This window comes from Ruegeria sp. BH8 (assembly GCF_056538065.1).
Window position 1 is genome coordinate 45384 of the sequence record NZ_JBQFSP010000002.1, and the last position, 23367, is coordinate 68750.

The 23367-nt window shown below is 58.2% G+C and carries 22 protein-coding genes; 17 read left to right on the forward strand and 5 right to left on the reverse strand.

Features of this window, described 5'->3' with window-relative positions; genetic code table 11:
• The first annotated feature begins 85 nt into the window (after positions 1 to 85).
• Positions 86 to 1120 carry a uroporphyrinogen decarboxylase gene (hemE, locus tag ACR0AD_RS07255; RefSeq protein WP_480486544.1) on the forward strand — a complete coding sequence of 345 codons (1035 nt, stop codon included), beginning with the start codon at positions 86 to 88 and terminating at the stop codon, positions 1118 to 1120.
• 81 nt (positions 1121 to 1201) lie between these two features.
• On the opposite strand, the gene ACR0AD_RS07260 is transcribed toward hemE, so the two are convergent.
• Entirely contained in the window at positions 1202 to 2290 is a 1089-nt protein-coding gene (locus ACR0AD_RS07260) for a CaiB/BaiF CoA transferase family protein (protein ID WP_480486546.1), read from the reverse strand.
• A gap of 170 nt (positions 2291 to 2460) precedes the next feature.
• Here ACR0AD_RS07260 and ACR0AD_RS07265 point away from each other — a divergent pair, with 170 nt between their 5' ends.
• The 6 genes from ACR0AD_RS07265 (at position 2461) to uvrC (ending at position 9148) form a co-directional block, all read left to right on the forward strand.
• Positions 2461 to 3390 (forward strand): ABC transporter ATP-binding protein, encoded by a 930-nt coding sequence (locus tag ACR0AD_RS07265; RefSeq protein ID WP_480486548.1) that lies wholly within the window; start codon positions 2461 to 2463, stop codon positions 3388 to 3390.
• Positions 3387 to 4148, forward strand: a complete 762-nt coding sequence (locus tag ACR0AD_RS07270; RefSeq protein WP_209598717.1) for an ABC transporter permease — start codon at positions 3387 to 3389, stop codon at positions 4146 to 4148. Before ACR0AD_RS07265 ends, ACR0AD_RS07270 begins: the two co-directional genes overlap by 4 nt.
• A gap of 114 nt (positions 4149 to 4262) precedes the next feature.
• Positions 4263 to 5060, forward strand: coding sequence for a S49 family peptidase (locus ACR0AD_RS07275; protein ID WP_480486550.1), 798 nt, complete (start codon positions 4263 to 4265; stop codon positions 5058 to 5060).
• A gap of 171 nt (positions 5061 to 5231) precedes the next feature.
• Complete coding sequence (locus ACR0AD_RS07280; protein ID WP_480486826.1) at positions 5232 to 6194, forward strand: calcium/sodium antiporter; 963 nt, start codon at positions 5232 to 5234, stop codon at positions 6192 to 6194.
• Positions 6195 to 6215: 21 nt separating this feature from the next.
• Complete coding sequence (locus tag ACR0AD_RS07285; RefSeq protein ID WP_480486551.1) at positions 6216 to 6995, forward strand: SDR family oxidoreductase; 780 nt, start codon at positions 6216 to 6218, stop codon at positions 6993 to 6995.
• Between the two features lie 290 nt (positions 6996 to 7285).
• Entirely contained in the window at positions 7286 to 9148 is a 1863-nt protein-coding gene (uvrC, locus tag ACR0AD_RS07290) for an excinuclease ABC subunit UvrC (protein WP_480482993.1), read from the forward strand.
• On the opposite strand, the gene ACR0AD_RS07295 is transcribed toward uvrC, so the two are convergent.
• Positions 9145 to 10029 (reverse strand): DMT family transporter, encoded by an 885-nt coding sequence (locus tag ACR0AD_RS07295; protein WP_480486553.1) that lies wholly within the window; start codon positions 10027 to 10029, stop codon positions 9145 to 9147. The genes uvrC and ACR0AD_RS07295 overlap by 4 nt on opposite strands.
• 174 nt (positions 10030 to 10203) lie before the next feature.
• Here ACR0AD_RS07295 and pgsA point away from each other — a divergent pair, with 174 nt between their 5' ends.
• The 3 genes from pgsA to ACR0AD_RS07310 are packed head-to-tail and all read left to right on the forward strand — an operon-like array spanning position 10204 to position 11568.
• On the forward strand, positions 10204 to 10872 hold the full coding sequence (gene pgsA / locus ACR0AD_RS07300) for a CDP-diacylglycerol--glycerol-3-phosphate 3-phosphatidyltransferase (RefSeq protein ID WP_480482997.1): 669 nt from the start codon (positions 10204 to 10206) through the stop codon (positions 10870 to 10872).
• Between the two features lie 3 nt (positions 10873 to 10875).
• On the forward strand, positions 10876 to 11121 hold the full coding sequence (gene moaD / locus ACR0AD_RS07305) for a molybdopterin converting factor subunit 1 (protein ID WP_209506660.1): 246 nt from the start codon (positions 10876 to 10878) through the stop codon (positions 11119 to 11121).
• A gap of 3 nt (positions 11122 to 11124) precedes the next feature.
• Positions 11125 to 11568, forward strand: a complete 444-nt coding sequence (locus ACR0AD_RS07310; RefSeq protein ID WP_480482999.1) for a molybdenum cofactor biosynthesis protein MoaE — start codon at positions 11125 to 11127, stop codon at positions 11566 to 11568.
• Positions 11569 to 11623: 55 nt separating this feature from the next.
• Here the strand turns inward: ACR0AD_RS07310 and ACR0AD_RS07315 are convergent, their stop codons facing one another.
• From ACR0AD_RS07315 to ubiA, 3 genes are all read right to left on the reverse strand, one after another.
• The gene (locus ACR0AD_RS07315; RefSeq protein ID WP_267365430.1) at positions 11624 to 11944 is read right to left on the reverse strand and encodes a hypothetical protein; all 321 of its coding nucleotides are present in this window, start codon (positions 11942 to 11944) and stop codon (positions 11624 to 11626) included.
• A gap of 1 nt (position 11945) precedes the next feature.
• Positions 11946 to 13865, reverse strand: a complete 1920-nt coding sequence (locus ACR0AD_RS07320; RefSeq protein ID WP_480486555.1) for an OmpA family protein — start codon at positions 13863 to 13865, stop codon at positions 11946 to 11948.
• A 64-nt stretch (positions 13866 to 13929) separates the two neighbouring features.
• Positions 13930 to 14892: a 4-hydroxybenzoate octaprenyltransferase gene (gene ubiA / locus ACR0AD_RS07325; RefSeq protein WP_480486557.1), complete on the reverse strand. Its 963-nt coding sequence runs from the start codon at positions 14890 to 14892 to the stop codon at positions 13930 to 13932.
• A gap of 11 nt (positions 14893 to 14903) precedes the next feature.
• Between ubiA and ACR0AD_RS07330 the strand changes: the two genes are divergently transcribed.
• From ACR0AD_RS07330 to pheT, 7 genes are all read left to right on the forward strand, one after another.
• Positions 14904 to 15629, forward strand: a complete 726-nt coding sequence (locus tag ACR0AD_RS07330) for a 16S rRNA (uracil(1498)-N(3))-methyltransferase (RefSeq protein WP_480486558.1) — start codon at positions 14904 to 14906, stop codon at positions 15627 to 15629.
• Positions 15626 to 16471: a GNAT family N-acetyltransferase gene (locus ACR0AD_RS07335; protein WP_480483007.1), complete on the forward strand. Its 846-nt coding sequence runs from the start codon at positions 15626 to 15628 to the stop codon at positions 16469 to 16471. Before ACR0AD_RS07330 ends, ACR0AD_RS07335 begins: the two co-directional genes overlap by 4 nt.
• Complete coding sequence (locus ACR0AD_RS07340) at positions 16468 to 16995, forward strand: hypothetical protein (RefSeq protein WP_480486560.1); 528 nt, start codon at positions 16468 to 16470, stop codon at positions 16993 to 16995. Before ACR0AD_RS07335 ends, ACR0AD_RS07340 begins: the two co-directional genes overlap by 4 nt.
• A 66-nt stretch (positions 16996 to 17061) precedes the next feature.
• Positions 17062 to 18432, forward strand: coding sequence for a glutamate--cysteine ligase (locus ACR0AD_RS07345; protein ID WP_480483011.1), 1371 nt, complete (start codon positions 17062 to 17064; stop codon positions 18430 to 18432).
• 71 nt (positions 18433 to 18503) lie between these two features.
• Positions 18504 to 19577 carry a phenylalanine--tRNA ligase subunit alpha gene (gene pheS / locus ACR0AD_RS07350; protein WP_480486562.1) on the forward strand — a complete coding sequence of 358 codons (1074 nt, stop codon included), beginning with the start codon at positions 18504 to 18506 and terminating at the stop codon, positions 19575 to 19577.
• A 485-nt stretch (positions 19578 to 20062) separates the two neighbouring features.
• Positions 20063 to 20869, forward strand: a complete 807-nt coding sequence (locus ACR0AD_RS07355; protein WP_480483015.1) for a CE1 family esterase — start codon at positions 20063 to 20065, stop codon at positions 20867 to 20869.
• A gap of 78 nt (positions 20870 to 20947) precedes the next feature.
• Positions 20948 to 23344, forward strand: a complete 2397-nt coding sequence (gene pheT, locus ACR0AD_RS07360; RefSeq protein WP_480486563.1) for a phenylalanine--tRNA ligase subunit beta — start codon at positions 20948 to 20950, stop codon at positions 23342 to 23344.
• Positions 23345 to 23367 lie beyond the last annotated feature (23 nt).

Consider the following 23367-nt stretch of genomic DNA (forward strand, 5'->3'; position numbering starts at 1 on the left):
ACATTGCCCTGACAATGGGGGCTGAGCTTGACAAATTGCCGCCGAAGGACGACCCGTTGCGAAAACCGGAAGACTGGGGGCGAAAATGGCCGAGACAAAGAAACTGCTGCGGGCGCTGGCGGGTGAAGTACAGGATGTGCCGCCAATCTGGATGATGCGCCAGGCGGGCCGGTATCTGCCGGAATACCGGGCTACCCGTGCCCAGGCCGGGGACTTTCTGTCTTTATGCTATAACCCGGAACTGGCCGCCGAAGTCACATTGCAGCCAATCCGGCGCTATGGGTTTGATGCTGCGATCCTGTTTGCCGATATCCTGCTGGTGCCGCAGGCGCTGGGTGCGGATTTATGGTTTGTGACCGGTGAAGGCCCACGTTTATCGACCATCACGCGGCACGCGGAGTTTGATGCGCTGAAACCGGTTGACGCGATTCATGAGACATTGTCGCCCGTTTATGAAACGGTTCGGATCCTGTCGCGAGAATTGCCGTCTGAGACCGCGTTGATCGGGTTTGCCGGCGCGCCCTGGACAGTCGCGACCTACATGATCGCCGGGCGTGGAACACCCGATCAGGGACCAGCTCACGCTCTGCGAGAAAGCGATACTGTTTTATTCGAGGCGCTGCTGGATCGCATCACGGCGGCAACAATCGAGTATCTGTCGGCTCAGATCGACGCCGGGGCCGAGGTGGTCAAGATTTTCGACAGCTGGGCGGGTTCCCTGAAAGGTGAGGCGTTTCGCAAATACGCGGTGGAACCGTGCCGTGTGATTACGCAGGCCATCAAGGAACGTCACCCCGGCATCCCGGTGATCGGTTTCCCGCGCGAGGCGGGGGAGGGGTATGTCGGGTTTGCCAAGACGACGGGCGTGGATTGCGTCGCGCTGGACAACTCGGTGTCGCCCGATTGGGCTGCCAGACATGTACAGGTTGATGGTTGTGTGCAGGGAAACCTGGCCTCGTCGCATATGGTGACCGGTGGGCAGGCTCTGGTGGATGAGACGCGGCGGATTGTCGAGGCTTTCTCGAACGGGCCGCACATCTTCAACCTGGGACATGGGATCACGCCGGATGCCGATCCTGAGAATGTTCAGTTGATGATTGATACGGTGCGCGGGCAGTAAGCAGGTTAAAGGGGGCCAGCCCCCTTCTTGGCCTGCGGCCAATTCATCCCCCAGGATATTTTGGGCCAGATGAAGTGCGAATCAGCGCAGGCTGTCGAGCTCTGCGAGGATGTCCTTGGTATGCTCGCCGCGCATGGGGCTGGGTTTCGGGGTCCAGTCATGGCCTGAAAACCGTGGGGCGGCGGCGGCCTGAAATGCGCCGTCAAAATCCTGCCAGCAGTTGCGATGGGTGTTCATCGGGTGTGAGCGGGCTTCGTCCGGGCTGAGAACTGGGGCAACGCAGGCATCTGTTCCTCGAAACAGGGCCTCCCAATGGTCGCGTGGTTGACTGGCGAAAATATCGGTCAGACGGCGTGAAAGCGAAGGCCATAGATTACGGTCGTATTGCCGTTGAAACTCGGTATCGTTTGTGAGGCCCATTAAGCTCAGAAATTGCATGTAGAATTTTGGTTCGAGGCATTGAACGGAAATAAAACCACCGCAGGCGCAGGCGTAGGTTCTGCTCCAGTGGGGACCGTCCAACAGGCTTTGACCCCGGGTTTCAGACAGGTTGCCGGTTTGGCGCATTGTCATCAACAGGTTCATCATATGGGCCGAGCCGTCATAGATTGCCGCGTCAACGACAGTACCTGCGCCAGTGCGTTGCGCATTGATGAGCCCTGCCAGAACGCCTGCCACAAGATACATGGCCCCACCGCCGATATCGCCCACCAAAGTTGGCGGGGTCTGCGGTGCTTGGCCGGGACGTGATGCATACCAGAGCGCCCCGGACAGGGCGATGTAATTCAGGTCATGCCCAGCCGTGTCGGCCAGCGGGCTATCCTGCCCCCAGCCCGTCATGCGCCCATAGACCAGTTTTGGATTGCGGGTCAGGCAGACATCGGGCCCGAGCCCCAGTTTTTCCATCACACCAGGGCGGAATCCTTCGATCAGCGCATCGGCTGTGTCAATAAGGCGAAGCGCGGTCTCCAGATCATTGGCGTCCTTCAGATCAAGTGCGATGGATCTTTTGCCCCGATCCAGCAGGGAACGTTCCGGCATGCCCGGTGTCGTGGCGCCCCCTTTGCGATGGATTGTTATCACGTCAGCGCCAAGATCTGCCAGAAACATGGCTCCAAACGGGCCGGGACCCAGACCTTCAAGTTCGACAACACGTATTCCGTTCAGCATCAGGGCCCTCCATTCCCGGCAGAGTTTGCTGGCTGGTGTCGGGATTGCAAGCCGGATGATTGCTGGCGCGGGCGGTCTTCCTTTTGGCAGTTGTTCATCACATGGTGCGGAATGGGCCTGTTATCCCTGTGTTCGGGGCGATAGGGTTTGGGCCAGAACGGGGAGCGGATATGACGACCATTTTATCCATCAGAGATCTGCGCAAATCCTACGCCGATGGGTTCGAGGCGCTGAAAGGTGTGTCTCTGGACATTGAAGAAGGCGAAATTCTTGCGCTTCTGGGGCCGAATGGGGCGGGAAAAACCACTCTGATCTCGACGATCTGTGGAATAACCACGCCAACATCCGGCACGGTCTCAGTCGGCGGGCACGACATTCAGTCGGACTATCGCGCAGCGCGCAGGATGATCGGGCTTGTCCCGCAAGAGATCGCGCTGGAACCGTTTGAAAAGGTCTGGAACACAGTTCGGCTGTCACGCGGGTTGTTTGGGCTGGGCAAAGACAACGCCCGGATAGAGGACATTCTGCGCAAGCTCTCGCTATGGGACAAGCGCAAGAACCCCATCAAGGAGTTGTCGGGCGGCATGAAACGCCGCGTGCTGATCGCCAAGGCCTTGGCGCATGAACCACGGGTTTTGTTTCTGGATGAACCGACGGCAGGTGTGGATGTCGAGCTGCGCAAGGATATGTGGGAAATCGTGGCCGAGCTGAAACGGGACGGTGTCACCATCATTCTGACCACCCACTACATCGAAGAGGCAGAAGCCATCGCGGATCGCGTCGGCGTCATCGACAAGGGTGAGTTGCTTTTGGTGCAGGACAAAGACACGCTTATGGCGCAGATGGGCAAAAAGCAGATTGTCGTCATGCTCACCGAGCCAATCGCCAAGATTCCCGATGATTTGGCCAGCCACAATCTGACCCTCAACGGCGCGGGGGATAGCCTGATCTATACCTACGATACCCATGCGGATCGCACGGGGATAACGACCCTGTTGAATGACGTGTCGCAGGCCGGACTGGTGTTGCGCGATGTGCAGACACGGCAATCGAGCCTGGAGGAGATATTTGTCAATCTGGTATCCGGAGAGGCGGCATGAACTGGACCGCAATCGCTGCAATCTACCGGTTCGAAATGGCCCGCTTCTTTCGCACCCTGGCGCAAAGCTTCCTGTCACCGGTTCTTTCCACTTCGCTGTATTTCGTGGTATTTGGCACCGCCATCGGCAGTCGAATTCAGGAGGTCGAGGGTGTATCCTACGGCGCGTTCATCGTCCCGGGCTTGATCATGCTGTCTGTGGTGATGCTTTCGATCTCGAACGCGTCTTTCGGAATTTATTTCCCAAAGTTTCTGGGCACCATCTACGAGCTGTTGTCGGCGCCGGTGAATTTTATCGAAATCGTGATTGGGTATGTCGGTGCGGCGGCCACCAAAGCGCTGTTCGTGGGGTTGGTCATTCTGGCCACGTCGACCTTTTTCGTCGACATACGGATCGAACATCCCTTTGCCATGGCGGCGTTCTTGATCCTGTCATGTCTCAGCTTCTCGTTGCTGGGTTTTATCATCGGGATATGGGCCAGTAATTTTGAACAGATGTCATTGGTGCCGCAGCTTGTGGTCACGCCGCTTATCTTCCTTGGAGGTACGTTTTATTCAATCTCGATGCTGCCGCCTCTGTGGCAGACGATCACGTTGTTCAATCCGGTCGTCTATCTGATTTCGGGGTTTCGCTGGTCGTTTTTCGGGCTTGCGGATGTGCCCATTGCCCTGAGCTTGCTGGCCATCATAGCCTTTACTGGGGTGTGTCTGGCGGTCATTGGCTGGATATTCAAAACCGGCTGGCGCATTCGCAGCTAACCCACGCCGGTGCGTTGCATTTTTGCCCATCGAGTGTGTGAATCTGGTTCACGTCGCGTTCAAGGTTCGAAGAGTCCCTTGTTTACGGGATGGCGGCACTCTACATCGGCACCCATGAAGCTCAGCCTGCCGTTCGTCAAAAAACACCCCTGTGTGGCCATCGTCCGCCTGTCCGGAGCCATCGGCATGGCCGGGCGCGGGTCCTTGAACGACGCCACGCTGGCGCCGGTTCTGGAGAAAGCCTTTCGCAAGGGAAAACCTGCGGCCGTGGCGCTTGAGATCAATTCACCAGGCGGATCCCCTGTCCAAAGTTCAATGATCGGTGCGCGCATTCGGCGTTTGTCCGAAGAACTGGACGTGCCGGTCATCGCTTTTGTCGAAGACGTCGCTGCATCCGGTGGGTATTGGCTGGCCGCCGCAGCGGATGAGATCTGGGCCGATGACAGTTCCGTGCTGGGATCGATCGGTGTGATCTCGGCTGGGTTTGGCGCGCATGTCTTTCTGGCGCGGCAAGGGTTTGAGCGGCGGGTCCATACCGCCGGGAAATCGAAGTCCATGCTCGACCCGTTTTCACCTGAAAAGAAAGAGGACGTAGCCCGCCTGCAAGGGTTGTTGGGCGATATCCACGAGAATTTCATTGCGCATGTCAAAGATCGGCGCGGGGACAAGCTGAATCAGGAAGCTGATCTGTTCACGGGCGAGGTCTGGCTGGCGCGCCGCGCGCAGGAACTGGGGCTTATCGACGGCATCGCCCATCTGAAGCCAAAGTTGCAGGACCGTTTCGGTGACAAGGTCAAATTTCGCCGCTATGGCGTGAAAAAACCGATCTGGACCCGGTTTGGGGCCAGCTTGGCGCAGGATGCTATCGCAGGGTTAGAGGAGCGGGCAGCCTACGCGCGTTTCGGTTTGTGACGTGATCGTAAAGGCTGTCACTCTTTTTCTGATCGCAATGGGCGTATTGGCAATGTTCGGCAAGCTGCGGTTTCCCGGGCAGAAAAGGCTAAGCTCGGCGAAATGTCCGCGATGCGGTCGCTATCGCATCGGAAAAGGCCCTTGTGCCTGTGAAAAAGGAGGCCGGGCTTGATCACCACGTGGCTGCTGTCTGGTCTTGGCTTGTTGATCCTGTTGCTGGCAGGCGATGCCTTGGTGCGTGGCGCAGTGAACCTGAGCCTGCGTTTAGGTGTCCCGGCTCTGATCGTCAGCCTTACGATTGTGGCCTTCGGCACGTCCGCGCCCGAGTTGCTGATTGCTATCAGCGCCGTCAAGGAACACGCACCGGGTATCGCGCTGGGCAATGTTGTCGGATCAAACACGGCCAACATCCTGTTGGTTCTTGGTCTTCCTGCGATGCTGGCAACGATCCATACCAGCGAATGCGACAGCCGTAGGAACTATGCATTCATGCTGATGGCGACGGCCCTGTTCATAGGGTTGGCGTTTTGTGGAACATTCACCGTCGTCAGCGGCCTGATCCTGCTGGCGGCTTTGGGCCTGGTTCTGATGAATGCGTTTCGTGAAGCAAAGGCGCACCGCAAGGCCTGTGGGGAAGCCTGTGCCGATGACGACGACCTTGAAGGTCTGGAAGAAGCTGATCCTGACATGCCTTACTGGAAGGTATCGGTTTACCTGATCCTCGGCCTTGTGGGCCTTCCTATGGGGGCGCACCTGCTGGTGGAAAATGCGACGGTCATCGCCCGGACATATGGTGTCAGTGAAACGGTTATCGGTCTGACCCTAATTGCGGTTGGAACGTCTTTACCCGAACTGGCGACAACCGTGATGGCCGCTTTGCGCCGACAGGCCGATGTGGCCCTTGGCAACGTGATTGGCTCGAACATGTTCAATCTTCTGGCCATTATCGGGATTGCAACCTGGTTCGGGCGTATCCCGGTCGATCCCGGTTTCCTGCATTTTGACCTTTGGGTCATGCTGGGCGCATCGCTGCTTCTGGTTCCCTTTGTTGTTTTCAAGCAGGATATCTCTCGCGTTTGGGGTCTGGTACTGACCTTCCTTTATGCGCTTTATATCACAGTATTGCTGGTGTGATCTGACAAAACGAGGTGAAGCATGACCCGAGCTTTAGTGACCGGTGCCGGTATTCGCCTTGGCCGGGCCATGGCGCTTTATCTGGCCGGACGTGGATATGATGTCGCCGTTCACTATGCGTCCTCAGAACGTCCCGCGCACGAGACTGTGGCGGAGGTACAGGCATTGGGCCGACGGTCGGTGGCTTTGCAGGCCGATCTGCTCGATGAGGCCCAGGTGCAGGACCTGCTGCCCAAAGCAGCCGAGGCTCTGGGCGGGCCGATCACCTGTCTGGTGAACAACGCCTCGATCTTTGAGTATGACAGCGTTCACACCGCGACCCGCCAAAGCTGGGACCGCCATCTCGACAGCAATCTGCGGGCACCGTTCGTTTTGACCCAAGCCATGGCCGGGCAGGGGCTGGCCCCGAACACGGACGAAAATGGCGAACCAGTTGCGACCGGTCTGATCATCAACATGGTGGACATGCGTGTACGCAAGCTGACACCCGAGTTCATGTCTTACACCATCGCCAAAATGGGGCTATGGACGCTGACCCGTACCTCGGCACAGGCGCTGTCCCCTGCAATCCGGGTCAATGCCATCGGACCCGGACCGACGGTACAGGGGCATCGTCAAAGCGCTGAGCATTTCCAGGCGCAACGAACGAATACTGTTCTGGAACGTGGGTCAAATCCGTCGGATATCACCGCCGCCTTGGGATATTTTCTGGATGCACACGCAGTAACGGGGCAACTGATATGCGTGGATGGCGGCCAACACCTGGGGTGGAAAACACCGGACGTTCTGGGAGTTGAATAAGCAATATCGCTGCAAGTTTTGCACCGCGCACGTTTGTGTTACCTGCGTGTTACAAAAATGTCTTTTTTTTCATACACTTGCTAAATGTGTGAAAAAATATCGTTAAAAATCAGCATCTTGATAATGTGCCTATTTTTTGTGCATGTTAATGAAGTGGTAATGAAACAAGGGAAATTCTAAGGCTGTGAAAACTTATCTTCACACTTATCCACAGGAATCGTGGATTTGTTTTCTCTTGATCTGAAGCCCGCAAGATTGCAGCCAGTATAAGAGAATCATATCGGAATCCCATGACTACCCACAGTGAATCGTCCCTGACCGGTTATGCCTGCATTCAGCGCTACGCAAAGACGCTGGACAGCTCACCCGGGGTGTACCGGATGCTGGATGCCGACAGTCGGGTTTTATACGTGGGCAAGGCGCGAAACCTGAAGGCGCGGGTGTCGAACTATACAAGGCCGGGTCACTCGGGCCGGATCGAGAAGATGATTTCCTCGACCGCTTCGATGATGTTTCTAACCACAAGAACGGAAACCGAAGCGCTGCTGCTGGAGCAGAACCTGATCAAGCAGCTTAAACCGAAATACAATGTGCTGCTGCGGGACGACAAAAGCTTTCCGAACATCCTGGTCGCCAAGGATCATGACTTTCCGCAGATCAAAAAACACCGTGGGGCGAAGAAGGAAAAAGGCGCCTATTTCGGACCATTTGCCAGCGCGGGTGCTGTAAACCGCACATTGAACCAGCTGCAAAAGGCATTCCTGCTGCGTAACTGTTCGGATTCCATGTTCGACAGCCGCACGCGGCCCTGTCTGCTTTATCAGATCAAACGGTGTTCCGGGCCGTGTGTCGGTTTGATTTCGGCGCAAGATTACAGTGAAAGCGTCAAGGATGCAGAACGTTTCCTGTCGGGGCGCTCGACCAAGGTGCAGGAGGAACTGGCTGAACAGATGATGGCGGCGTCCGAGGCTATGGAGTTCGAACGCGCCGCCGGTCTGCGCGACCGCATCCGGGCGCTGACGCAGGTACAGACCGCGCAAGGCATCAACCCTCGTGGCGTGACCGAGGCGGATGTGATCGGCCTTTATATGGACAGCGGGCAAGCCTGTGTTCAGGTATTCTTCATCCGGGCCAACCAGAACTGGGGCAACAAGGACTTTTATCCGCGTGTTGGCCCGGATGTATCACATGCCGAAGTGATGGAGGCTTTCCTTGGCCAGTTCTACGACAACAAGGAACCACCACGGCAGTTGATCTTGTCGGACGGGATCGAAAACGCCGATTTAATGCAGGAGGCTTTGTCCGAGAAAGCCGGGCGCAAAGTCGAAATCCTTGTCCCGCTGCGTGGTGAGAAACAGGAACTGGTTGCAGGTGCCTTGCGCAATGCGCGAGAGTCTCTGGCCAGGCGCATGTCGGAAAGCGCCACGCAGGCCAAGTTGCTGCGCGGGGTGGCAGAGGCGTTTGATCTGGATAGTCCACCGGGACGGATTGAGGTCTACGATAACTCTCATATCCAAGGCACTAACGCGGTGGGTGGTATGATCGTGGCAGGGCCCGACGGGTTCATGAAAAACGCCTATCGCAAGTTCAACATTCGCGGCGACGACCTGACGCCGGGTGATGATTTCGGCATGATGAAAGAGGTTCTGAACCGTCGCTTCACCCGCCTGCAAAAAGAAGACCCGGATCGGGATAAAGGGCTTTGGCCCGACCTGCTGTTGATCGATGGCGGTGCCGGACAGGTCAGCGCCGTGCACGAGATCATGCAGGCCCACGGGGTCGAAGACATTCCGATGGTCGGTGTTGCCAAAGGGGTCGACCGTGACCACGGCAAGGAAGAGTTTCACCGGATCGGCCAGCGCCCCTTTGCCCTAAAACGCAACAATCCGGTCTTGTACTTTATTCAACGGTTAAGGGACGAGGCGCACCGTTTTGCCATTGGCACCCATCGCGCGAAACGCGCCAAGGCCGTTGGTGCCACGCCGCTGGATGAAATTCCGGGCGTCGGGGCTGCACGCAAGCGCGCATTGCTGACTCACTTCGGCAGCGCCAAAGCGGTAAGCCGGGCCAATCTGGCAGACCTGAAAGCGGTCGAGGGAATCTCGGCCGGGTTGGCTCAGAAAGTCTATGATTTCTTCCACGACAAGGGTTAGACCTGTCGCCCCCGCCACAGGATATAGAGGCCCGAGGCCACAATAAGCGCGCTGCCGACCCACATAGTACGGTCCAGGCTTTCGCCGAACAGGGCGATACCCAACCCGATACCGAACAGCAGTCGCGTATAGCGGAACGGGGTCACGGCTGACACTTCACCCGTGCGCATTGCGTTCATGAGCGCGGCATAGGCCATGACGCCCATCAGAACCGCGCCCGTCAGATGCAGGCTGGTGTGCGTGCTAACCGGTGTCATGGGTGCGCCTTCCCACACCCGATAGGCAAGGCCCGCGACGATAATGCTGAGGAAACCATAAAACCCCAGTACTTCGGTTCCAAGGGTCGCAGGGGCCGCGCGGCTGGCCAGATCACGCCCTGCGAACCCTAACATACCCAGCACGGCCAGCATCGACAGCAGTGAAAAACTGTCCCCGGTCGGTTGCAGAATAATGACGACTCCGATCATACAGACAAAAATCGCGCTCCATCGCCGCCAACCAACCGCTTCACCAAAGAATAATGCCGCGCCTGCGACCACAACCAAAGGCGTTGCTTGCAAGATCACGGTGGCCGAGGACAAGGGCGTCAACGCAATGGCGAGCACATAGAATAGCCGACCAAAGACTTCGAACAGCACCCGAACTTTCATCGGGCGGGAAAGAACGTCCGGGTGTGTCAGGCGTTTCCCACGAGCTGACGCCAGCGCGGCAAATATTATGGACCCGCCGGTCCCGAACAGCACCAGTACCTGCCAGATCGGAAGCGCGGTCGATGCTGCTTTCAGCAACGCATCCTCCAGCGCAAAGCCCGCCATTGCGGCCACCATCCACAGGCTGCCGATCATGTTCGACCGGGCGTCGGTTTGAATATGCGCTGTCATCCTGTACGTTCCGCTTTGCAGTCGACGGGCAATCTGACTGCAAAGACGTGAAACGCCAAGTGCACGAGGTCCAAAGGGTCGGACCTGCGGCGCTTTGACCAAGCTGTTGTGAGTGATGTAGTTTTTTACCGGTTTGTCTTTTCTGTCTTGAACCGGCGATATAGGGTCCAAGCCATGAAGTGGAATTTGCCCAATATCCTGACGGTTCTACGCCTGCTGGCTGCGCCCGGTCTGGCCGTTATGTTTTTGTACTTCACCCGGCCCTATGCGGACTGGTTCGCTTTGATCCTGTTCCTGTCGGCGGCGATCACCGATTGGTTTGATGGCTATCTGGCCCGTGCGTGGAAACAGGAAACCAAGATGGGCGCGATGCTGGATCCGATTGCCGACAAGGCAATGGTGGTGATCGCGCTGATGATTCTGGTTGGCTATTCGACCGAACACTGGACGCCATGGCTGGTGCTACCCGCCACCGTGATCCTGTTCCGCGAGGTTTTTGTCTCGGGCCTGCGCGAATATCTGGGCGATGTGGCGGGGACGCTGAAGGTTACAAAGCTTGCCAAGTGGAAAACTACAGCGCAGATGATCGCCATCGCCGTGCTGTTCTCGCAGGGCATCTTTGAACACTATGCCGTGATGGCGAGTTTCGGCATGGACGCCGCGCTGGTAGAACAGATTATCGCGGGCCAGGTTGAAGATGTGAATCACCTGCGCTGGAACATCCATGGTATGTTCTGGGCAGGCCAGATCGGGCTGTGGTTGCTGTGGATTGCGGCGACACTGACGTTGATCACCGGCTATGATTACCTACGTAAAGCCATGCCACATCTGAAGGAGATCTAAGGGATGGATGTGCTGTATTTTGCATGGGTACGCGAACGTATCGGTTTGCCAAAGGAAAAGGTCGAAACGCAGGCAGTCACTGTCAATGATCTGGTGGCCGAGTTGAGCGCGCGGGAAGAACGCTATGCCGCGGCATTTGCCGATTTGTCCGCCCTGCGCGTTGCACTGGATCAGGAATTGTCGGATTTTGACGCCTCGCTGTCGGGCGTTCGGGAAGTGGCGTTTTTTCCACCAATGACGGGCGGCTGAGTGATGCGGATCACTGTTCAGCAGGAAGCATTCGATCTGGGCGCCGAGGCCAATGCTTTTGCCGCCGGGGATGATGCCAACGGAGCCATTGTCACCTTCACTGGCGTTGTGCGCGACCTGGCAAGCGGTGATCTGGATGTGATGGAGATTGAACACTATCCGGGTATGACGGAACGGGCGCTGAGCAAGATTGCCCAGGAAGCCAAGGAGCGGTGGTCATTGGGTGACGTCCTGGTGATCCATCGTCATGGCCGCCTGTCCCCGGGAGACAGGATCATGATGGTGGCGACCGCTGCACCGCATCGTAAAGATGCGTTTGAGGCAGCGGAATATCTGATGGATTATCTGAAGTCTCGCGCACCCTTCTGGAAGAAGGAAATCACCCACTCTGGTGCGGAATGGGTCGCAGCTAAAGACGAAGACGAAGACGCGCTGACCCGGTGGTAGTGATTTAGCGACCGTTTATTCTTGCAAACTTGGGCGGCGGCCCAAGGTCGTATGCTTAATCCGCGTTATTGATCCGCCCGCGCAGTTCTTCGGCCTCCTGACGCGCGGCCCGCAGGCCATCCATAGCGGCTGCCAGCTCGGCCTCTGTCTGGGTCAGCTGGTTTGTCAATTCGGCCTCACGTTGCTGCAAATAGGTGATGGCCTGATCGCGGGTTTCCTCGGCCTCGTGCAACTCCTGACTCATCCGGTCCAGATCGGCAACGTCGCTTTGACTTACTCGGGACAGGCGGTGCGCCAACCAGTTGGCAAACCAGCCCATGCAGAAGGCGGCGAACAGGATAATGGCAGTTACAATGACGAATTCTGTTCTGTTCAACTTACTGGTCCCCTGCATCCGCATCTGGTGCGGTCGTGTCGGTTTGGTCCTCTGCGGAAGTCGCAGCCTCGGCCTCAAGCGCTTCAAGGCCTGTTTCTCTACTCTCAACAGGCTCAGGGCGGATCAGACGGAACTCGATCCGGCGGTTTTCTACCCGACCCTCTTCGGTGTCGTTGTCAGCGATGGGTTGCGTTTCCCCATACCCCACGGCGGTGTAGCTGCTGGTAGGAATGCGCCGCCCGCGCAGCTCGTTCAGAATGGATTGCGCCCGCGCCTGGCTGAGTTGTTGGTTCATCTCTTCACGGCCCTGACTGTCAGTGTGGCCCTGAATCTCCATACGGATCGGACCGCAGTCGCGCAGGATATCCGCAATCTGGTTCACCACATCGCGCGAGTCTGATGCAATCGTGGCCGATCCGGGCTCAAAGGCGATTTTGCTGGTGGCCTGAATTTCAGCAATTTGGGCCTCGCAGACTTCCGGGTCGGGCAGGGCGTCCTCGGGTTCCGGTGGGGGCTGATAGGTGATGGTCAGGGTGTATTCCTGCCCCTCGCCCAACTTGTCGGACAATTGACCTGCGATGCGGGCCTTGGCGTCTTCTTCGTGGCTGAGGCCGATCAGTTCGACCGTATCGGGTGTAACGGTCAATACGCCGTTGTGGAGCTGACCCAAAGCCTCCAGACCGGCCAGAACACGTACAGGCCAGTCCGCCGGGAGATCCGAAACGATGCGGGTGGCAGTATATACCTGATCGGATCCAAAGGCCGCGCGCGCGTAGCTGTCGACCATGTCGCGCAGAGTTTCATCACCCAGCCGTCCGCGCAATTGCACCAGCCCTTCAGGGCTGCGGGTCGCCGAGAACTCGACCGGGCCATTTGGGTTCGTTGTCTCAGGCTCGGGCAATACGGCGTGCAATGCGAAGACCGCAGGCAGCTCGGTTTCAAGCTCGCCCACAACCCGGTCGAACACCGCAGGATCGGTTCCCTCCGCTGCGATCAGGGTAATGTCCGCATCTGACATGGTGACCGAACCCTGGCCTATCCTGAACAGCGCCTGAATGCTTTTCTCGGCTGCTTCTGGCCAGCGTGGCGATGGTTCGCCCAAGGCGACGGTGCAGGAATAAGGCCCCGTCAACCCGGCGTTTTTCGCGGCGGCCACGATTCGGTCACGTGCCTTCTCATCCTGCGCCGAGCAGGCGTCAAAATGCCCGCCTTCTTCGTCGATCAGGTAACGCAAAGTAAATGGTGTGACGACCGGGCGAGGTGCTGAAATCGCCAGCCCAACCCGCAGACTGGGCGGTGCCCTACGGGTCAGGTCGCGTTCCAGTTTTTGTTTTTCTTGCTGACTGTTGGCAATTGCCGTGATCCTGACCAGATCCGGGTTGGCGGAAATTTTGGCGCGGGGCAGGTGGGTCAGGGCCTCCAACGCGTAAGATATTGCGGCATCCCACCCTTTGGGCTTCGGGTAATCTGCTGTTTCCATCAGGTCCGAAATGGCAACAGATCTGTCCAGATTGCCAAGCCGTTGGAGCAGCTTGTCCCTGTTCTCACTGGCCGGGATCAGACCTATCACCGAAATTCCACTGTCATTTCGCAGGATTTCTACCGAAAAGCGCGGTGCTGCGAGGGCGGAAGTTGCGATAACCTCCATTTCGTCGATTACGCGGGATGTATCAACTTCGGTTCCCGCGGCGGTCAGAGCGTTAAAGCGGGTCGCTTCATCTGGCGCTGTACCGGTCAGGACCACTCGCAAACCATCGGCTTCGACCTCGGCCCAATCGTGTCCTTTCAGGTCCAGCGAGCGCCGTACAGCGAGTTCCGATGATTCTTCGATCTCGGTAACAGCATAGCTGGCCGCCAGAAGTGACAGGCCAGCTGATACAAGAAAGATCAGGGAAACAGCGATAAAATACGGCAGACGCATGTTTGGGTTTGGCACTCCTCAGGCGTTTGCGCCGATCTTTACAGGCCCCGTTCAGCGGGTGCAATCAGAGCAACAAGGCGACGCAAAGGAAGATCAGCGGAATAAAGCCGGTATCGCGGTTGGCCCGAAACAGCAGCAGCAGCTTGGCGTTGTCTTCGGTATCAAGCCCGCGCAATTGCCACATCATGTGCCAGCCCATGGCCCAGGGGCCGCAAAGCGCGACCCCCAACGCCAGAATTGACGCGTCAGGCACCCCGGCATCAATAATGGCCAGCCCCATCAGCGATACTGTTGCGACCAGAAAATACTTCAGCCATTTCGCCGTGTCGGTGCCGAACAGGCGCGCGGTGGATTTGATGCCGACCAGTTCATCATCGTCGGTATCCTGATGTGCATAGATCGTGTCATAGAACAGGGTCCAGGCGATGCCGGACAGGTACAGCGTGACAGCAGGCCAGCCGAGCGACCCGCTATGCGCCGTCCAAGCCAGTAATGCGCCCCAGTTGAAGGCCAGCCCCAAAAAAACCTGAGGCCACCAGGTAAACCGCTTGGCAAACGGATAAACGGTCACCGGCAGCAAAGATAACACACCCATGGCAATCGCCGCCTGATTGAAGCTGAGAAGAATGCCGAGCGCCAGAAGGCTTTGCAGTATCATCCAGGCCGCAGCTTGCCGGACACTGACTTGCCCCGACGGTATCGGGCGCGAGCGTGTGCGTTCAACCTGTGCGTCGAATTCCCGGTCTGTAATGTCGTTCCACGTGCAACCGGCACCTCGCATCAAAAAAGCTCCGAATGCGCAGCCTAGGGCAATCCACAGATCTTCCCAACGCGGTTGACCGTCATGCAGGATGGCCAGCGCCAGCCCCCACCAACATGGAAGCAGCAACAGCCATGTGCCGATGGGCCGGTCCGCGCGGCTGAGGCGCAGATACGGTCGGGCAAAGGCTGGGGCATATGTGTCGACCCAGTTGCCGGTGACGGCATCGGCGACTCGTCCATCTGGTGTTGGGGCATTGCCTTGCATATGTAGGTCTCATGAGTGCGAAAATCAGACTGTATGTAGAGCAGCCCTTGGGTCAGGGGCAATCGGTTCCTTTGACGCGCGATCAGGCGCACTATCTGTTTGGCGTCATGCGACTGCCGGTTGGCGGAGCAGTGGCGCTGTTTAACGGCAAAGATGGAGAGTGGCTGGCCGAGGTGGCCGAGTCCGGAAAACGCGGCGGAGCTCTGACCTGTGTCAGGCAGACCAAACCTTTGCAGCTGCCCCCCGACCTGTGGCTCCTGTTTGCGCCGATCAAAAAGGCGCGCACTGATTTCATTGTTGAAAAAGCCGCTGAAATGGGCGCGGCTCGCATCCTGCCAGTTCAGACCGAATTCACCAACGCAGACCGTATCCGGCAAGACCGGCTTCAGGCTCATGCAATCGAAGCCGCTGAACAATGCGGAGGAACCTACGTGCCCGAGGTGGCAGACCTTCAGCGGCTGGACCGCGTGCTGAAGACCTGGCCTGAAGGTCGACAGTTGATGTTCTGCAACGAAGCCGAGGTCGGTTCGGCCCTGCGGCTGGCAGCGAATGAAAAAGGGCGCGCCTGGGCGATTCTCATCGGCCCGGAGGGCGGGTTTTCCAACGCTGAGCGTGCGCGGCTGTCGGCTTTACCCTATGCGCATGTGGTCAGTCTTGGCCCGCGTATTCTGCGGGCGGATACAGCGGCGGTGGCCGCATTGACCATGTGGCAGCAGGCATTGGGGGATTGGTCGTGATTCGCGAGGCGGTTCAATCGGATGCCCCGGCGCTTGAGAGGTTTCTGTCCCGCTACCCTGACAGTTCAATGTTTTTGCGCAGCAATTTGGCGGCCCACGGGGTGGGGTTGAATGCGAATGAATATTCCAGCCGCTACTTCATCTGGGGTGAGGATCAGGTCCGGGGTGTCTTCGGGCTCGGCAAGAAGGGCTATCTGATGGTTCAATTGCCCAACGCCGAAACCGAAGCTGTCGAGTGTTTCGCGCGGATGATCGAAGGCGAAACCGTTTTGGGTATGACGGGAGATGCACCTCAGGTCGAGCTGACGTTGGGCGCTCTGGGATTGGGGAAGGCGAAGTACCGGTTGAATCACGATGAACCGCTTTATCGACGTGACCTGCGAGGTCTGACTGAGGCACCTGTTCCTTATCGCGATTTGCGCGCCGAGGATCGGTCAAGACTGCACACTTGGTTCGCGGATTACATCGAGGATACCGGACAGGCCGCAGGCGAAGAGGCGCGTGAGCTTGCCGCAGAGCGCGTCGAGGCGGAAATGACCGCAGGCAGGGCGATTGTCCTGATGGAAGGCGACGCGCCGGTTGCCATGGCATCCGTGAATGCCAGGGTTCACGACCAAGTTCAGGTCGGTGGTGTTTTTGTTCCACGTAAAAACAGAAATCGTGGCCTGGGTCGACGGGTTACGACCGCATTGATGCAGAAAGCAAAATCCGAGGGTGCGGCGGCCGCGATCCTATTTGCGAACAACGCACCTGCCGCCCGTGCCTATGAGGCGATTGGGTTCCAACAGGTGGGTTGGTACAAGGTCGCTTTGCTGCAGGAACCGCAAAGGGTGCTCTCATGAGTTTCATCCGACCCGAGGCAAAACTGGCGCTTTGGCGTTGGCGCGAGGTTCTGGTTGCGGCTTTTGTCCTGATCCTTGGTCTGAGCTGGATCAGCGGGCCGGGTGGGCTGCTGGCTTGGGTAGGCTGGTTTCTGATTGTCGTGTCAGCGGCTTTGACTGTGATCGGCATACAGCGCGCGCGCTTCAGAACAGGTGTGGGGGGGCAAGGTGTCGTGACGATTGATGAAGGTCAGATCACTTATCTGGGCCCCTTGGATGGCGGCATCGTCGCGTCCCGCGAAATTGAGCGTCTGGCCCTTGACCCGACCTCCGACCCTGCACATTGGGTTCTGGATCAGCCGGGCCAGCCAGCGCTTCACATTCCTGTGAATGCAGAAGGAGCCGAGGCATTGTTCGACGTATTCTCAAACCTGCCGGGCCTCAAAACCGAGCAAATGCTATCGGAACTCAACGGCAAATCGCAGCATCCGGTCGTTATCTGGGAACGTACACCGTCGCGCCCGGCGCATCTGCCGTTGCATTGACACTGGCGCCATTTACGACCACCACTTGACCTTCAAAACAGACACAGCAGGATCGGAGCACGGTTCATGTCCATCCCTCAGTCCGGCGGCGGTCCGATCGAACGCCATGAACAACTGGCCGAATATCTGGAATCGGGTTGCAAACCCAAGCAAGATTGGCGCATCGGCACCGAGCATGAGAAATTCGGCTATTGCAAGGACACGCTGAAACCTCTGCCTTTTGAAGGAAAGCGATCCATTGTCGCCGTGTTGGAGGGGTTGCGGGATCGCCACGGCTGGGGAGAGGTCCGTGAATCCGGTCATCTGATCGGTCTTGAAAAGGACGGCGCAAATGTCAGCCTTGAACCGGGTGGCGCGCTGGAGCTGTCGGGTGCCCCTCTGGAGACGATCCATGAAACCTGCGATGAGGTGAACACTCACCTGCGCGAGGTGAAGGATATCGCCGATGAGATCGGTGTGGGATTCATCGGTCTGGGCGCGGCGCCGATCTGGACGCATGACCAGATGCCGCTGATGCCCAAGGGGCGGTATCGGCTGATGAACGATTATATGGAAAAAGTCGGCACCATGGGCCGCGCCATGATGCGGCGGACGTGTACCGTTCAGGTTAATATCGACTTCGGGTCCGAAGCCGACATGGTACAGAAACTGCGCGTGGCGCTGGCATTGCAGCCGGTAGCGACGGCGCTGTTTGCCAATTCTCCGTTCTTCGAAGGTAAAGTGAACGGTCAGAAAAGCTGGCGCAGCCATATCTGGCGACATCTGGACGATGCGCGCACGGGCATGTTGCCCTTCGTGTTCGAGGATGGCTTTGGATTCGAACGCTATGTCCAATACGCGCTCGATGTGCCGATGTATTTCGTCTACCGCGACGGGCAGTACATTAATGCGCTGGGCATGTCGTTCCGAGATTTCCTCAAGGGTGAGTTGCCTGCATTGCCGGGTGAAACGCCGACCCTGTCGGATTGGGCCGATCACCTGACAACGGCCTTTCCCGAAGCGCGGATCAAGAAGTTCATGGAGATGCGCGGCGCGGATGGTGGCCCTTGGCGACGGCTTTGCGCCTTGCCCGCCTTCTGGGTCGGGCTGACCTATGACCAAACCGCGCTGGATGCGGCGTGGGATCTGGTCAAGGGCTGGGATGCTGAAACGCGCGAGGCGCTGCGTGTTGCGGCGGCCAAAGACGGGCTTCAAGCGCAGGTTGGCAACGTCAACATGCATGATCTGGCGCGTGAAGTTGTGGCAATCTCCGAGGCGGGCCTGAAAGCCCGTGCGCGCCCTGGTGCTGGTGGTTTGGTCCCGGATGAGACGCATTTCCTGAACGCGTTGAAGGAAAGCATCGACACCGGCAAGGTTCCGGCAGATGAGTTGCTGGAACACTACAATGGCGACTGGAATGGCGACCTGACCCGGATTTATCCCGAATACAGCTATTGATGCGCACCGTCCCGCTTGCATTCGCGGGGCGGGGCCGATAGCAGGTTCTCGACCAAATTCAGAGGGCCGTCATGGACGATCTTAAGGCAAAATATCTGGGCCAAATCGCCGAAGCAGGCGACGAAAACGCGCTTGAGGCGATCCGCGTCGCGGCTGTTGGCAAAAAAGGCGAGGTCGCGCTGAAGATGCGCGAGCTGGGCAAGATGACGCCCGAGGAACGTCAGGTCGCAGGCCCGGCGCTGAATGCCCTGAAGGATGAGATTAACTCGGCGCTGTCCGCCAAGAAAGCCGCGCTGGCCGATGCTGTACTGGATGAGCGCCTGCGCACCGAATGGCTGGACGTCACCCTGCCGACCCGCCCGCGCCGTCAGGGGTCACTCCACCCGATCAGCCAGGCGACCGAAGAGCTGACAGCGATCTTTGCTGAACTGGGCTTCTCGGTGGCCGAAGGGCCGCGTGTTGAAGACGACTGGTACAATTTCGACGCGCTGAACATCCCCGGTCACCACCCCGCACGGGCCGAGATGGACACGTTCTATATGCACCGCGCCGAGGGTGATAACCGCCCGCCGCATGTGTTGCGCACCCATACGTCTCCGGTGCAAATCCGCTCGATGGAAAAACAGGGCGCGCCGATCCGCGTGATCTGTCCGGGTGGCGTCTACCGCGCCGATTACGACCAGACCCACACGCCGATGTTCCATCAGGTCGAGGGGCTGGCCATCGACAAGGACATCTCGATGGCGAACCTGAAATGGGTTCTGGAAGAGTTCGTGAAAGCATTCTTCGAGGTCGATGATGTCGAACTGCGCTTCCGCGCCTCGCACTTCCCCTTCACCGAGCCGTCGGCCGAGGTCGATATCCGCTGTTCGTGGGATAACGGCCAGCTGAAGATCGGCGAGGGCGACGACTGGATGGAGATTCTGGGTTCCGGCATGGTTCACCCCAAGGTGATCGCCGCTGGAGGGATCGACCCCGAGGTCTATCAGGGTTTTGCGTTCGGGATTGGCATCGACCGTCTGGCGATGCTGAAATACGGCATTCCGGATTTGCGGGCGTTCTTTGATAGCGACCTGCGCTGGCTGCGCCACTACGGGTTTGCAGCGCTGGATATGCCAAACCTGCATGGTGGTTTGTCGCGGTAGAGAGCACATCGGACGACTGGCTGACCGCATATAAGGATTGGTGGAAGCAAAAGGCTTCTAGGCATCCACTGCTTTGGTGTTTGTGTTTGTTCCTCGCGATGTTTGTGACGCCAACTTTTGTGCTGTGGGTTTGGAAAAGCCAGCCGGTTGCAGTTCTGATTGCTTTTGTTGCATCGGCACTTCTGTTCTTGCCCGGAATTCTAATTGCTGGTTTCGAGTTTTTGCGGCCTGCTGTGTTTCAGATGCGCGATAGAATTCAGAGAGAAAAAACTCAGGACCTCATTTACAAACGCAATTGCGGGTTTTGGAAGTGGTGGTGAGCAGTTGGTTTGGCTGCTAAGCGCGGCTTGATGCTTTGACCTGACGTAGGGCGGGCTTCAGCCCGCCATGTGCGATGGGTGGGTGCCGAGCTGAAGCCCGGCCTACGTTCGGACCACACCGATATGTTAAGTGACAGGGCGGAATGCCTCGTTAGGGTCGGGCGCATGATCTGTCGATTGCTCTGCCTTCTTCTGCTGATGACCGGGCCCGCCTTTGCCATGGGGCCCTGGAAAACCGAATGCCACGGCGATATTGTCTGTGATCTCGGTGACCGCTCGTATCACGTTTTAGAACCTGATGGCTGGGATGGTGAAACACCTCTGCCGGTGCTGCTGCATTTCCATGGCTGGTCCCGGCAGGGGACCGTGGTGGTGAACCACGAACGGATTGCCGGGGCCACGAAACGTCGGGGTGTGCTGCTGGTGGCCCCGAACGGTCTGGGCAAAAGCTGGGATTTCTGGTCCGCAAGCTCGGATGATGTGCCTTTTGCCGACCGGGTGCTTGAGGATGTCGCCCGGCGCTATCCGATCGACGCGACCCGCATCTATGTATCAGGCTATTCCTTTGGAAGTGCGATGGCGTGGCGCTTTGTCTGCGAAACCGGCGATGATATCGCGGCGCTGCTGGGTGTGGCCGGAACACTCCGCCAGACCGAGACCTGCCCGCAAGCCCCGCAAGAGGTGCGGCATGTCCATGGGACAGATGACACGGTGATGGATTTCCCGTTTGGTCCGGGTGGCGATACAACGTATCCGGTGGCGCTGTGGCGTGAGAAATACGGCTGCGATGCAGCCACCCCGCGGGGTGATTGGAGTGTGGAACCGTTCCTGACCCTTAGCCGAGTGGAATGGACCGATTGCACGCAGGGGCAGGTGATGCTGGACACGCATCCCGGTGGACATTTCATCCCCCATGGCTGGATCGGATGGCAGCTGGATGAGCTTTTGGGCCGCACCCCCACGTATCCGTGACGCGCAGAGCTTGCACCCCGGCGCATTCTTTGCCATTGCCTGTGCCGACTGGATGTTTGCCAAAAAAGGCCCCGTGCAATGAAATTCACTCTGTCCTGGCTGAAAGACCACCTCGACACTGATGCTTCGGTTGATGAAATCGCCGAGGCGCTGACCGATCTCGGGCTTGAGGTCGAAGAGATCGTGAACCCGGCCGAACGGCTGGCAGGTTTTACACTGGGCTATGTGAAACACGCCGAAAAACACCCCGACGCAGACAAGCTGCGCGTTTGCAAGGTCGATACGGACGAGGGCGAGCTACAGATTATTTGCGGTGCGCCCAATGCGCGTGAAGGGATCACCGTCGTGGTCTGCAAACCGGGCATGTACATCCCTGGCCTGGACCTGACCATTAGCGTCGGCAAGATCCGCGGTATCGAGAGCTTTGGCATGATGGCGTCCGAGCGTGAGCTGGAGCTGTCGGATGAACATGACGGCATCATCGAACTGCCCTCGGGCGAAGTGGGTGATACATTCGTGGGCTGGCTTGCAGAAAACGACCCATCCAAAGTCGACCCGATGATCGAAATCGCGATCACTCCGAACCGCCCGGATGCGCTGGGGGTTGAAGGGATTGCACGCGATCTGGCCGCGCGTGGAATTGGCACGTTGAAGCAGCGTGATTATACGCCTGTTCCGGGTGATTTCGAGTGCCCGATCAAGGTGACGATCGACGAGGACACGCTGGACGGAGCGCCGCATTTCACCGGCCGTCTGATCCGTGGCGTGAAGAATGGCCCCAGCCCGCAATGGCTGCAGGATCAGTTGAAGGCCATAGGTCTGCGTCCGATCTCGGCGCTGGTGGATATCACCAATTACATGACCTACGATCACAACCGCCCGTTGCACGTGTTCGATGCCGACAAGGTGCAGGGCAACCTGCGGGTGCACCGTGCCAAAGGCGGCGAGACGCTGGTCGCACTGGATGAAAAAGAATACACGCTGCAGCCCGGCATGATGGTGATTTCGGATGACAAGGGCCCGGAATCGATTGCGGGCATCATGGGTGGTGAGGAAACGGGATGCACCGAGGAAACGGTAAACGTTTTCCTCGAAAGCGCGTTCTGGGATCATGTGCAAATTGCGCTCACAGGCCGTGCGCTCAAGATCAATTCCGACGCGCGCTATCGGTTCGAGCGCGGTGTCGACCCGGAATACACCCGCGAGGGGCTGGAACACGCGACCCAGATGATCCTGGATATCTGCGGCGGAGAAGCCTCCAACGTGGTTGAGGCTGGTAAAGCGCCGAACCATGCGCGTGCCTACAAGCTGAATGCGGAAAGGGTGCAGTCTCTGGTCGGGATGGATATCCCCGAAAGCGAACAGCGGCAGACCCTGACCCGTCTGGGCTTTCGTCTGGAAGGCGAGATGGCGCATGTTCCCAGCTGGCGTCCGGATATCCTGGGCGAGGCCGATCTGGTGGAAGAGGTCGCGCGGATTGCTTCCTTGACAAAGCTGCAAGGCAGGCCGCTGCCGCGCGTGACCGAGGGGATACCGAAACCGGTAATGACCCCGACGCAACGCCGTCAGTCCATGGCGCGCCGTACCTGCGCGGCGCTGGGTTATGACGAATGCGTCAGTTATACGTTCATTGATCAGGCTTCGGCGGCTTTGTTCGGTGGTGGTGAAACTACGACCATGCTGGAAAACCCGATCTCATCCGAGATGAGCCATATGCGCCCCGATCTGTTGCCCGGCCTGTTGCAGGCTGCGGCCCGCAATCAGGCGCGTGGTTTCGCGGATGTCGCCCTGTTCGAGGTCGGTCCGGTCTTTCACAATGGCGAGCCGGGTGATCAGAATACCCAGATCACCGGTCTGCTGGTAGGACGCTCTGGTCCCAAGGATGTGCACGGTGCTGCGCGCCCTGTGGACGTGTTCGACGCCAAGGCAGATGTAGAGGCCGTTCTGGCCGCCATTGGCGCACCCGAAAAGGTTCAGATTCTGCGCGACGGCGATCCATGGTGGCATCCGGGTCGTCATGGCAAAATCTGTCTGGGTCCGAAAAAAGTACTGGGTGTCTTCGGAGAGTTGCACCCGCGCGTTTTGCAGGCCATGGACATAAAAGGTCCGGCAATGGCATTCACCATCTGGCCGGACGAAGTGCCTTTGCCCCGCAAATCTGGTGCCACCCGCGCTGCGCTGGAACTGCGCGACTTGCAGGCGGTCGAGCGTGATTTTGCTTTTGTCGTCGATGCCGATGTCGAAGCGCTGACGCTGGTAAACGCAGCCGCAGGCGCTGACAAGGCACTGATTGAGGGCGTGCGTGTCTTTGACGAATTCATCGGCGGCAGCCTTGGCGAAGGCAAAAAGTCCCTTGCCATTACAGTGCGCCTGCAACCGACCGAGGCGACTCTGAAGGAAAAAGACATCGAAGCTGTGGCCGAGAAGATCATTGCCAAGGTTGCCAAGGCGACGGGTGGGGTCCTTCGCGGTTAGAGCTCTGAGGCTCCAATGGAAAG